General features: G+C 63.1%; 9 protein-coding genes. All 9 read left to right on the forward strand.

The window, feature by feature from the left end:
* Positions 1-244 precede the first annotated feature (244 nt).
* The 9 genes from tatC (at position 245) to GBB18_RS09100 (ending at position 12,057) form a co-directional block, all read left to right on the forward strand.
* Positions 245-1,393 (forward strand): twin-arginine translocase subunit TatC, encoded by a 1,149-nt coding sequence (tatC, locus tag GBB18_RS09060; RefSeq protein WP_151548561.1) that lies wholly within the window; start codon positions 245-247, stop codon positions 1,391-1,393.
* A gap of 59 nt (positions 1,394-1,452) precedes the next feature.
* Entirely contained in the window at positions 1,453-4,254 is a 2,802-nt protein-coding gene (locus GBB18_RS09065; RefSeq protein ID WP_151641459.1) for an RNA helicase, read from the forward strand.
* A gap of 65 nt (positions 4,255-4,319) precedes the next feature.
* The gene (locus tag GBB18_RS09070) at positions 4,320-5,450 is read left to right on the forward strand and encodes a Xaa-Pro peptidase family protein (protein ID WP_151641460.1); all 1,131 of its coding nucleotides are present in this window, start codon (positions 4,320-4,322) and stop codon (positions 5,448-5,450) included.
* Positions 5,450-6,169: an SDR family oxidoreductase gene (locus GBB18_RS09075; protein WP_151641461.1), complete on the forward strand. Its 720-nt coding sequence runs from the start codon at positions 5,450-5,452 to the stop codon at positions 6,167-6,169. The genes GBB18_RS09070 and GBB18_RS09075 overlap by 1 nt, the downstream gene beginning before the upstream one ends.
* 15 nt (positions 6,170-6,184) lie before the next feature.
* The gene (gene cbiE, locus GBB18_RS09080; RefSeq protein ID WP_151641462.1) at positions 6,185-7,363 is read left to right on the forward strand and encodes a precorrin-6y C5,15-methyltransferase (decarboxylating) subunit CbiE; all 1,179 of its coding nucleotides are present in this window, start codon (positions 6,185-6,187) and stop codon (positions 7,361-7,363) included.
* Between the two features lie 13 nt (positions 7,364-7,376).
* Positions 7,377-8,147: a precorrin-4 C(11)-methyltransferase gene (cobM, locus tag GBB18_RS09085; RefSeq protein WP_151641463.1), complete on the forward strand. Its 771-nt coding sequence runs from the start codon at positions 7,377-7,379 to the stop codon at positions 8,145-8,147.
* Positions 8,135-8,872, forward strand: a complete 738-nt coding sequence (locus tag GBB18_RS09090; RefSeq protein WP_151641464.1) for a cobalt-precorrin-6A reductase — start codon at positions 8,135-8,137, stop codon at positions 8,870-8,872. Before cobM ends, GBB18_RS09090 begins: the two co-directional genes overlap by 13 nt.
* Before the next feature lie 807 nt (positions 8,873-9,679).
* Complete coding sequence (locus GBB18_RS09095; protein ID WP_151641465.1) at positions 9,680-10,321, forward strand: hypothetical protein; 642 nt, start codon at positions 9,680-9,682, stop codon at positions 10,319-10,321.
* Positions 10,322-10,605: 284 nt separating this feature from the next.
* Positions 10,606-12,057 (forward strand): hypothetical protein, encoded by a 1,452-nt coding sequence (locus GBB18_RS09100; protein WP_151641466.1) that lies wholly within the window; start codon positions 10,606-10,608, stop codon positions 12,055-12,057.
* The last annotated feature ends 46 nt before the right edge of the window (positions 12,058-12,103 follow it).

The following is a 12,103-nucleotide window of genomic DNA, read 5'->3' on the forward strand; positions in this document are numbered from 1 at the left end:
GCCCAGCCCCAGCAACAGCAGCTGCCGCAGCAGGGTCAGCAGCCGGTCAATGGTGCCTATATGCAGCAGCCCCAGGGCGTCCAACAGCCCCAGCCGGTGCAGCAGCCGCAGCCCGACCCTGCCGCTCAGCAATACCCGAACCAGCAGGGCTAGTTAACCGCCGCCGCGCGCGACCGCCACCAGTAGCTGTGGTGGTGGTGCGCGCGGTTGTTCATTATCTGGGTTGAAGAGGAATTCTATCCATATGAGCAGCTCCACTCCCGGCTCTCCGCGGCGCGCGGTGAGTACTGCCGGCCGCACCAAGACGAAGCGCCGGAAACCACCGAAATCCCCCGACGGCACGATGTCGCTGTCGGATCACATCCGCGAGCTCCGCACGCGCGTGATCATCTCGCTGATCGCATTCAGCATCGGCACGGTGGTGGGCTTCGCCTGGTTCCAAGTGAGTGTGGGGCCGATCCAGTCTCTTGGTGAGATCCTGCGCGGCCCCTACTGCAGCGTGGATCCAGACTTGCGGGCGGACTTTACCATGAGAGATGAATGTCGCTTGTTGGTAACCTCGCCCTTCGAGATGTTCCTGCTGCGCATGAAGGTCGGTGCGTTGGCTGGGGCCGTGTTGGCCTCCCCGGTCTGGCTCTACCAGCTATGGGCTTTTGTCACCCCTGGACTGAAAAAGAATGAGCGCAAATGGACGGTCACCTTTGTGGTGCTGGCCGTGACCCTATTCATCGTGGGTGCCTGCTTGGCGTATTTCATCGTGGACATCGGGCTTGAATTCCTCATCACCATGGCCTCCGATGTTGCTGTGGCGGGCTTGAACGCCCACTCGTATTTCCGCTTCCTGCTGGCTCTGGTGCTGATCTTCGGAATCAGCTTCGAGGTGCCTCTCATCCTGGGCCTGCTCAACATCATGGGCGTGGTCTCCTATGATCAGCTCAAAGATAAGCGCCGTATCATCATCGTGCTGCTCTTCATTTTTGCGGCTGTGATGACCCCTGGCCAGGATCCCTTCTCCATGGTGGTTCTCGCCCTGAGTCTCATCCTGCTCGTTGAGGGAGCGCTGCAGTTCACCCGCTTCAATGACAAGCGCCGGAAAAAGCAACGCCCCGACTGGATGGATGTGGACGATGAACACGCCTCGACGCTGTCCACCCAGCCTGGTGGGGTAGACGCCCCGCAGCCGATCGCGGATCCCTCCGCCACCGCGCAGGTGCGCCCCACAGCGCCGACAGCGCCGGTGCACAATGCTGGTCCTATCTCGCAGCTAGGTGGCGTCGCCCAGCCGCATCCCATCGCCCAACCGGGACAGGTCACTCCCAGCCAGCTGGGAAACCAAGAACCCTCCTCCAGTTATGGCAGTGCGCCCTCCTCGCACTTCGATGACGTCCTCTAGCCCCGCGAGGCACTGGGTGCCCGCGGCTGGTGTCGCGGGCATGCCTTAAAGTGGGGTGCATGGCGCTAAAGATTGATCCTTTATCTCATCTGGACGTGTTCACCGCAGAACTCGGATTCGAGCTCGATGATTTCCAGATCGAGGGCTGCCAAGCAGTCGAGGCCGGGCGTGGCGTGCTGGTCTGTGCACCCACCGGCGCGGGCAAAACGATCGTGGGGGAGTTCGCCGTCTCTCTCGCCTTGGCTCGCGGCACCAAATGCTTTTACACCACTCCCATCAAGGCCCTGAGTAATCAAAAGTTCCACGATCTCGTCGCCATTCATGGCGAAGAAGAGGTGGGGCTGCTCACCGGCGATGTGTCTATCAACGGCTCCGCAGACATCCTCGTGATGACGACCGAGGTGCTGCGCAATATGCTCTACGCCGACTCCCCAGCACTGGATCGGCTGGGCTATGTGGTGATGGATGAGATCCACTTCCTCGCCGATCGCTCCCGCGGCGCCGTGTGGGAGGAAGTGATCCTCAACCTCGCCGAGTGGGTGAGCGTGATCGGGCTATCTGCCACCGTGTCCAACTCGGAAGAGTTTGGCGAATGGATGCGCGCCGTACGCGGCGATACCGATGTGATCGTCACTGATTCCCGCCCCGTGCCTCTGGATCAGTGGATGCTCGTGGGCCGGCGGCTGTTTCCGCTCTTCGAAAAAGGCGATGGCGCGGAGGACCCCGAGGTCAATCGCGGCCTCGTAGAAAAAATCACCAAGCTCGAGTCCCGCGCCGACACCCCAGCTGCTCCGCGCTCTGGCTCCTTTCGGAATCGGGCGAGCTCCCGCGGTGCGCCCGCCCGTTCGGCCCGCCGCTCGGGCCAGACGCGCTCCCAGGACGCCTATCGTCCCCTCGGTCGTCCCGAGGTGCTGCGGGTGCTGCAGGATCACGATATGCTGCCCGCGATCACCTTTATCTTCTCGCGTGCCGGCTGCGATGGCGCCCTTTACCAGTGCCTGCGCTCCAAGCTGGTGCTCACCGATGAGGAGGAGGCACAGGCCATCGCCACGGCCGTGGATGCAGGCGTGGCGGATATTCCCGCCGACGATCTCGAAGTCCTGCAGTTTCGCCGTTGGAAGCAGGCGCTTGTTCGGGGCTTTGCCGCACACCATGCCGGCATGCTGCCCGCGTTCCGGCACATCGTGGAAGATCTCTTCTCGCGGGGGCTGCTCAAAGCCATCTTCGCCACAGAGACCCTGGCGCTTGGTATCAATATGCCGGCACGAACTGTCGTGCTGGAAAAGCTGGTGAAATTCGACGGCGAAGGGCATGTGGATCTCACCCCTGGCCAATACACTCAGCTCACCGGCCGCGCCGGTCGCCGCGGTATCGACACGGTGGGTAATGCGGTGGTGCTGTGGCAGCCCGCGATGGATCCGCACCGCGTGGCAGGGCTGGCCTCCACCCGCACCTATCCGCTCAACTCCACCTTCGAACCCGGCTACAACATGAGCGTGAACCTCTTGGCCACCCAAGGCTATGAGGCAGCGCTCACCCTCATCGAACAGTCCTTTGCCCAGTTCCAAGCCGATGGCACCGTGGTGGAGGAAGTTCGCTCGCTACAGCGAGCAGAAAAGCGCCTCGAGGAGGCGCGCACCACCCTCGAACGCAGCCTCGAGGATGTCGAGCTCGACATTCCCGCGGCAGAGGCCGCCCAGCAGCTCAGCGACTATGCCGCATTGCGGCAGCGACTGAGTGAAGAGGAAAAACAGGCCAAACGTGCCTCCCTGCTGGATCGTTTTCAGGAGGCAGACGCCACTCTGCGGCGGCTCGAGGTGGGCGAAGTCATCGCCGTACCGGGGCAAAAGAAGCCCTTGCTCGCCGTCGTGATCGAAAAGGCCCGCTTCGCTAATAACCCGGCCCCGCTGGTGCTGCTGGAAAGTGGCTGGATGGGTCGGATCGACTCGGAGGCAGTGGGCATGGCGCCGGAGCGGCTGGGCACTATGCGGCTGCCGCGGGCGATCGTGCACGGCAAAGCCTCGAAGAAGCAGCGCAGCCAGCTGACTGGGCAGCTGCGACACGGCGGTTTTGCCCGGCCCAAGCGCATGCGGGTGCGCACCCGCCCGAATAAGAAGGTTAATGCTCTCCGCGTGGCGCTGACTGAGCATCCCGCACATCGCTATCCGGAGCGCGAGCACCTAGTGGCGATCGCCATGGAGTCGGCGAAGGCGCAGCGTCGCGTCGATAAGCTGCGCACGCGCATCGATACCGCCACCGACAGCCTCGGCAAAAAGTTCGACCGGATTCTCGGGCTGCTCACCGAGCTGGACTATGTCGAACTCGATCCCGAGACCCGGGAGCCAGTGGTGGCCGAGGAAGGCGAGAAGCTCGCGCATATCCACAGCGAATCCGATCTGCTCGTGGCCCAGTGTCTGCGGCGCGGAATCTGGGATGGCCTCGACCCCGCTGAGCTGGCGGGAGCAGCGAGCTGTGCCAGCTTCGAAAACCGCAAGCCGGGCCAGGGCAGCCCGCAAGCACCGACCGATGCGCTCGCGGCCGCTATCGACGGCACGATGCGGGTGTGGGATGAGCTGGTTGTGGATGAAAAGCGCCACCAGCTCGATCAAACGGCGGTACCGGATGCGGCCTTTGCCTTGGCGATCCATCAGTGGAGCGCCGGCGCGCCCCTAGATTATTGCCTCGCCGCGGCCAATGAGTGCGGCGCCGAGCTGACCCCCGGCGATTTCGTGCGCCAGGTGCGCCAGGTCGCGGATCTGCTCGAGCAGGTGCGCAAGACCGGCTATAACGAGGAAACCAAGCGGGCTGCACGGCAGGCCATCGACGCCATGCGTCGCGGCGTGGTGGCGGTGGGCACCTAGCACGCTTGTCGACGCCGCCCGCCTAAGGTAGTGGGCAGGCAGCACCGCACACTATCCCCGTGCCCATGAAGAAGAAGGTGAAGGCTGTAGTGAGTATCGATTATTCAGCACGTATTGCACGCGCCCAGGCGCTCATCGCGGAGAAAGGTTATGCCGCGCTGGTGGCCAGTCCGGGGCGAGAGTTTCGTTTCTTCACCGGTCTCGGGCTCGATACCCACGAGCGACTCACCGCGCTGGTGATTCCCGCCCACGGCGAGCCCGTGGTGGTGATCCCCGAAGTAGACGCCCACGTGGCGCCCGCTTCCGTCACCGCCCGCGGGTGGCGGGATGGGCAGGACCCTTACGGCATGGTTCGCGCAGTATTCGACGATGCCGCCAGCGACGCTCCGCTGGCGCTGAGTGAGCAGATGCCCCTCGCGCATGCAGCGCACTTTATGGACCGGCCGATCCGTGGGGTCGATAGCGCCTTTCCGGAGCTGAGTGTGGTCAAAGAAGACATCGAGATCGAGTGGCTCGCCGAGGCCGCAGCCGCCATCGACGCGGTGCACGCCCAGGTTCCCGCGCTGCTTCAAGAGGGTGTGAGTGAGCGCGCTATCGCCGAGCAGCTGCACACGCTCATCCTCCGCGCAGGGCATAGCACCGTAGACTTCGTCATCGTCGGCTCTGGGCCCAATGGCGCGAATCCCCACCACAGCTTCTCCGATCGCCGGCTGCAGGACGGCGACATCGTGGTCGTGGATATCGGCGGCACTATGCCCAGCGGCTATCACTCCGACTGCACCCGCACCTACGCAGTTGGCGAAATCGACACCGACGTCGCGGAGATGTACTCCGTGCTGGATCGGGCGCAACGCACCGCCATCGCCGCCATTGCGCCTGGGGTGCGCGCGGCAGACATCGACGCCGCCGCGCGGGACATCATCGAGGCCGCGGGTTATGGCGAAGCCTTTTTCCACCGCACCGGCCACGGCATCGGGCTCGAGGTACACGAGCAGCCCTTCATCATCGCGGGCAATGATCTCGTGCTGCAGCCGGGTATGTGCTTCTCTGTGGAACCGGGCATCTACCTGCACGGGCGTTTCGGCGCCCGCATCGAAGACATCGTGGCGGTAGACGATGACGGGGTCCGCGTGCTCAACACACGCCCCCGGAATCTCTACCCCGATAGCTCCGGCGCGCACCCCGAGGATCACTGATGTCAGAGACCCTTCTGCTGCTTGGCGGCACCTCTGATATTGGCGGCGAGATGGCGTCCCGGCTCTGCCGCGGACGACCCGTTGTGCTGGCCGGGAGATCCCCAGAAAGAATGGAGCCGGTAGCCGAGCGGCTCCGCCGGCTGGGAGCCGCCAGCGTGCAGATCATCGAGTGGGATGCTACGGAGCTGGACTCGCACCGCCGCCTCGTTGAACAGGCAGGGGGAGCGGCGATCACCGATGCCATCGTCGCCTTCGGCATTCTCGGCGAACAAGAACGCGCAGAGCACGAAGAACAGCACGCCGCCGAGATCGCCCACATCGACTACGTGGCGCAGGTATCGATGCTCACCGTGCTGGCCGATGTGATGCGCTCGGGCACCATCTACGCTTTTTCCTCTATCGCCGGCTGGCGGGCCCGACGCGCCAACTACGTCTACGGTTCCACCAAGGCCGGCCTGGACGCCTTCTGCCAAGGACTCACTGATCGGCTGCATGGCACGAAGGTGCATCTGCTCACTGCCCGCCCTGGGTTTGTGATCGGGTCCATGACCACCGGCATGAAGCCGGCGCCGCTGTCATCCACCCCCGATCATGTTGCCGAGGCGGTGCTGGCTGCCCGCGGCCGCAGCACCACGGTGTGGGTGCCGCGTCGGCTGCGGCTGCTGGCGTGGATCATGTCTCTGGTTCCGCGCCCGGTGTGGCGGCGGATGCCGCGTTAAGAAAGGTCATCCTCTGTGATCATTGATGTCATCGGAATCGGCGCCGAGGGGATGTCCTCGCTCAGCCCCGCCGCCCGTGCCGCCCTCGACTCCGCCGAGATTGTGCTGGGCTCGACGCGCCAGCTTGCGCTGGTCGATACACCCGCCACCCGCGCCTGGCCCTCACCGCTCGTTCCTGCGCTACCGGGGATGATCGCCGAGCTGCAGCAGCAGCGCGTCGCCGTGCTCGCCAGCGGTGATCCGCTCTTCCACGGCATTGCCAGCACGCTGCAGCGGGAAGTCCCTGGGGTGCAGCTGCGTATCTATCCGGCGGTGTCCTCCTTCGCTATGGCTTGTGCCCGTCTTGGCTGGGCGCAGCAGAACACCCCGCACACTTCGCTGGTGACCGGCGATGTCGCGAGCATCGGAGTGCTGGTGGATCAGGCCCGGCCCTTCCTCGTGCTCGGGCGCGATCGCTCCTCCGCGGCCACGATATGCGACTATCTTCGCGAACGCGGCCTCGAGGACGCGGCCGTGACGGTGCTCGCTGATCTCGGGGCGGCACACGAGTGCATCACCACCGGTACTGCCGCCGCGCCACCGGCACAAGACAGCGGCCTTGCCGTTATCGCGGTCGAACCGCCGGCACGGGCAGCGCGCACGCTCGCCCCCGGGCTGCCCGATGACAGCTACGACCATGACGGGCAGCTCACCAAACAAGATATTCGTGCCTTCACCGTGTGCGCGCTCGCGCCCCGAGCAGGGGAGCTGCTGTGGGACATTGGCGGCGGATCGGGATCAATCAGTATCGAATGGCTGCGACTCGATCCCCGTAACCGCGCCCGCATCTTCGAAAGCCATCCGCAGCGCGCCGAGCGCATCGCGGCCAACGCCCGCGCCCTCGGCGTGCCCCAGCTAGAAATCAGCGGCGCCGCCCCCGATGCTCTACTGCGTAATGACTCTCCCGACTGCATCTTCATCGGCGGCGGGCTCACCGCCGAGGGGGTCTGGGAGGCGGCGTGGACGGCCCTGCGCCCAGGCGGGCGACTGGTGGCTAATGCGGTGACGGCAGAAAGCGTCGACAAGCTGTGGCAGCTGAAACGAGAGTACGGCGGCACGCTGAGGCGCATCGCGATTGAAAACGAAACCTCGATCGGTTCCTTCACCGCCTATAAGCCGGCCTATCCTGTATGGCAGTGGCGTGTAAGCAAATAGAAAGACAACCCCTATGACTGTGTACTTCATTGGCGCTGGCCCCGGTGCCGCCGATCTTTTAACGCTGCGGGCCGATGCCCTCATTCGGCGTTGCCCCGTGTGCCTCTACGCCGGCAGTATCGTGCCGCAGGAGGTACTGGAGCACACCCCAGACGGCGCGGAGGTGATTAATACCGCCCGCATGCCGCTCGACGCGATCATGGAGGTCATCGAGCGCGCCCACAAGGAGGGCAAGGACGTGGCCCGGCTGCAGTCGGGGGATCCCAGCGTGTATTCGGCGCTAGCGGAGCAGGCGCGGCGTGTGAGCGCGCTCGGGATCGACTACGAGATCGTGCCCGGGGTGCCCTCCTTCGCCGCTGCGGCCGCCAGCCTCGGCCATGAGCTGACGGTGCCCACCGTGGGCCAGTCCGTGGTGCTCACCCGCATCAATGGTCGCGCCAGCCAGATGCCCGAAGGGGAGGAGCTGGAGAACTTCGCCCGCACCGGCACCACCCTGTGCATTCACCTCGCCGCCCACGTAATCGACGAGGTTGTGGCCACCCTCGAGCCTTATTATGGCGACTGCCCGGTGGCCGTGGTGGCCTATGCCTCCCGCCCCGACGAGCAGATCGTGCGCGGGCGCTTATCGACGATCGCTGCCGCCATCCGCGAAGCAGGAATTACCCGCACTGCCATGATTATCGTCGGCAAAGTTCTCGCCGCCGAGCAGTTCCCGGATTCCTTCCTCTACTCGGATGACCGGCCCCGCGATGAACACGGAAGGACGATTCCATGCGTGCACTAATTTTGGGCGGCACCTCGGAGGGACGTGACCTTGCTAAGCGCATGCTCGCCGAGAACTGGGAGGTCACAACCTCGCTGGCGGGCCGCGTAGCGAATCCACGCCTGCCTGTGGGCATGGTGCGTATCGGCGGTTTCGGCGGGCCGGCGGGGCTGGCGCAGTGGATCGTGAGCAACGATATCGACGTGCTCATCGATGCCACCCACCCCTTCGCCGAGGTCATCAGCGAATCCGCTGCCGAGGCAAGCCGCGCCACTGGCCGCCCGCTCATCGCTCTTCACCGTCCCGCTTGGACCCCGCAGCCGCGGGATCGCTGGCACTCCGTGCACAGCGTGGAAGAGGCAGCGCGGGTGGTTGCCCGCGACTACTCGCATATTTTCCTCACTATCGGGCGACAGAAACTCGCGCACTTCGCCGCCGATACCCACAACCTCTACGTCATCCGCTGCGTCGACCCGCCAGAAGTAGCGCTACCGCCGCGCAATCGCGTTCTCCTTGACCGCGGACCCTTCGACGTCGCTGGGGAGAAAAAACTCATGATCGGCAACCAGATCGACGTTGTCGTCACCAAAAACTCCGGCGGCAACTACACCCGTGCCAAGCTCGACGCTGCCCGGGAGCTCGGAATCGACGTGGTCATGGTCGAACGACCCCCGCTACCGGGCGGCTCCAACGTGATCGTGGTGGACAACGCCTCCGACGCGATGCGCGAAGCTCGGCTGGTCTAGCCGGCCGGCTCGTATCCCTACCTCGGCCGATGCCCGAGGCTCCTTTAAAGGATACCTCTCCGACCCCTCTCCATCCCTCCTGCATCACAGCAGCAGGGGAGAGGGGTCTTTATTCTGCCTTCTATCGGCTATTACCCCCTAAAGGGGCCAAGGGAACCTCGCCGCCCCGTGGATACGTCTACTCCCTGTGAGCGCATGAGTGCGCGCGGTGTCCCACGCATGGCACTAGGGCGTCAACCATGCGCTCGCAACCACACTGTATTGCAGCGCTGTGGCCGAGTGAACGTACCAATATCTGAGACCAAGGGGGAAGCAGCACACATGGTTTGTGGTGCTACTACGCAGCAGAGTGACGCGGCGGCGCTCCGCCGTTCGCTTCGCTTTGGTGCGGCTCTGATGTGGGAACGGAACTCGAAAGAAACTGCCTCTCACCGCAGCGTGCGCCTAAGGAGAAAGCCTCACGCCGGCGATCCCGGCGAGGGCCATCTCTCCGAAAAGGCGCGTGCTCGCCACCGCACACCCAGCGGCGGAATCCGCTTTCAGCGGCGACCGTATCGTGGCGACGCACACCTCGGCAGCATCGGCTGCGTGCTCAAACTTAGGGGTTGTTTGAGCAGCGCGCCCCGTCGCCGTCACATCCCTAGGCAATGGCGGCGATATCGGCGGAGTGGTGCAGAGATGACCTCGGGGGATGTCGTCTCCGCAACCACTTCGCCACCCCTTAAAAGGGCACCCGCAGTGAGTTGTACTGCACAACTGTCCATCCTCATTCACTCTTAGTTTCACACACCTAATGAAAGGACACCCATGAGGAGCAACCGATACTCCGCAGTACAACGCCGCCGCGCCCTCGGCACCGCCCTAGCCCTAACGCTGATCACAACCAGCGGCTGCACAGCAGCGACTGGACAACCGGAAACTGAGGAGGCAACACGCAGTACCACCGAGGAGAACCCAACAACAACTAAGGAAGCGGGAACTGAATTATCCGACTGGTTCGAAGCCACATCAGAAAACTTCGACTACCAGGCACCAGGATTCGCCTACTTCAATACCTGTGAAGTAATTTCGCCGGCAGACATGAAAAAGCTCGGACTAAAGAAACGTAAATTTGTTTCCCATATTTTCAATGACGGCATTGATTCATGCATATACCATACCGAACTGTCGGAATCGACGTCTTATTTAACAATGACGGACCCAAACACCCTCGAGAGCCTAGAAGGCAGGGTACGAATCCACCCGAAAGGGAAGTTTATTACAGATAAGAAGGTTCACACTTTTGAGCTTCCAGATTCGGTATCAACGCATTGTGGAGCGGGAAGTTTCACCCCAGAAGGACGGGTGTCGGTTATTTCCACAACACATTTTTTTAAGTACACACAAAACGATGCATGCAACCTCGCATATAACGTACTAAAACATATATCTCAAAAGACGAAGGGGTAATCACCATGGACGTCTGCACTGGAAATCTTGGCTTCAACGGGGATCGAATAAGTTCATGCCTAGAACGGATGGAATTTATGCATCTTCATATAGCCAATGGATCCATAATAAAAACTTTCACCGAAGTCTCCGGGCTAGACCAGCTGGGCATACAGCATGCGAATGTTCTTCTGTCCACTCCAGGCAGCTTGACACAGGTCGCTTCGCTTTTTGCGAAGCACGTTCACTGGCTCAGCGACGCCACGCATGCAACAAATGGCGGATTCCAGTTTCAGGATGAGGCTATGCGTGAAAGCCTCTACGGAACATCCTCTGAGGAAGTCCTAGGAACTTTTCCACCGAAACCGAGCATCTTCTACAGTGATTTCCCCTTCGCGCCAGCGGTGGTTAATCCAGCTACCTCCTTGCAAGCCCTGCAGGCGGCCTTCGCCGCAACACGGATCAACCTTGTTGATACTACAGCGGACCTCTGGCGATGGATCTCTACTGAATCGGCCGCCATCTCCGCTGATCTGCATCACATAGCTGCAGATATTGCCGGCACCAATGAGGGCGAAGCGATCGAAGCCTCTGCAGCCACCATCCGAGAAGCTGCGCAACAAGCCCAGAATTTCTCCGTCAACGCCGAGGCAATGGGCATGACGGTGCAGAACCTGCACACCATCCATAGCTACGGCCACTCCCTCGTCAACGAGGCGGCAGCGCGGACCGCCCACATCACTGATCCGGCTCTCAAGGCTCAGGCCGAGGACGCCTTCGTCAAAACTTTCACCACCACGCTCTTTCCGCCCACACTCCACATGGGTGTGCCGGTTCTCCGCAATCTCATGGCCACTCCGCCACAAGGCGGCTACGCCCACCTCATTCCCACGGGAATGGATCACGCCGTTGACGCGGCGGGAGCCAACGTTCCTAAAACACTCCGGACCCTCGACGCCATCACCCACAACAGCACCAGCAATCACCCGGGTTCTATGGCGCGTGCCCACGCCGCTCTCAACGAACTCTCCAGTATCGCCGCGCCCTCTACGGAGACCGCCGGCACCACTACGACACCCGGCACCTCAGCGGCCGCACCACAGCTGTCCCAGAACCTGCTCCATCCTTCTTCACCGCAGACATCCCCGATCGCCGGCACGGTAGGCGGCGCGAGAAGTCCACAGACGTTCACCAATGCGCTCACCACGCCCACCACGTTGGGCTCGCCATCCCCAGCATCTGCCGGCCGCCACACCGCAACCAGCCCAGTGCAGCCACTCGGAGCGGTGCCACACGCCACCGGCTCGGCCCGCAGGGTGACATCCACTACGCCCCGGCACGCTGGGCTTTCCGCATCAGGTGCGCCCCTGCGTAGTAGCAGTGGGGCAGGAGCGGCCCCCTTGGCACGCTCTGCTCAGCCGCTGATCCCTCCCGCGGCTACTTCTACTCCGAATCACTCCCCGAACACGACGGCGTCGCCACGCGGTGCCGCCACGCCACCGCCGGCGGTTCTGGGGCAGAATACAAGCAACAGCAAGCCCAGCCCTGGCCGCGGCCCCATGGCGGCGTTCGGTCCCACTGGGGGCCGCAACCCTAAGGCACAGGGGAAGGGGCCCGTCATCTCCGTACTTGCGCCGGAGGAAAAGGACGCGAATAAACGCGCCTTGCTGGGCAAACAAACTCCGCGTGTGGCCGGTCCCATCGGCACGTGGGCTCGCCAAACCCCGGACAAGCGCCAGGAATCGAAGAAAAACTAGGCCCTTATTGCTTCGCCACACAGCACAGCCGGCTGCAGCACCCTGA

Source organism: Corynebacterium sp. 11A (genome assembly GCF_008930935.1).
In the GTDB taxonomy this organism is placed as follows: domain Bacteria; phylum Actinomycetota; class Actinomycetes; order Mycobacteriales; family Mycobacteriaceae; genus Corynebacterium; species Corynebacterium megadyptis.

Excerpts from the sequence above, each read along its gene's own strand:
- tatC (WP_151548561.1), top strand. The coding sequence starts at position 245 with ATGAGCAGCTCCACTCCCGGCTCTCCGCGGCGCGCGGTGAGTACTGCC.
- GBB18_RS09065 (WP_151641459.1), top strand. The coding sequence starts at position 1,453 with ATGGCGCTAAAGATTGATCCTTTATCTCATCTGGACGTGTTCACCGCA.
- GBB18_RS09070 (WP_151641460.1), top strand. The coding sequence starts at position 4,320 with ATGAAGAAGAAGGTGAAGGCTGTAGTGAGTATCGATTATTCAGCACGT.
- GBB18_RS09075 (WP_151641461.1), top strand. The coding sequence starts at position 5,450 with ATGTCAGAGACCCTTCTGCTGCTTGGCGGCACCTCTGATATTGGCGGC.
- cobM (WP_151641463.1), top strand. The coding sequence starts at position 7,377 with ATGACTGTGTACTTCATTGGCGCTGGCCCCGGTGCCGCCGATCTTTTA.
- GBB18_RS09090 (WP_151641464.1), top strand. The coding sequence starts at position 8,135 with ATGCGTGCACTAATTTTGGGCGGCACCTCGGAGGGACGTGACCTTGCT.
- GBB18_RS09095 (WP_151641465.1), top strand. The coding sequence starts at position 9,680 with ATGAGGAGCAACCGATACTCCGCAGTACAACGCCGCCGCGCCCTCGGC.
- GBB18_RS09100 (WP_151641466.1), top strand. The coding sequence starts at position 10,606 with ATGCGTGAAAGCCTCTACGGAACATCCTCTGAGGAAGTCCTAGGAACT.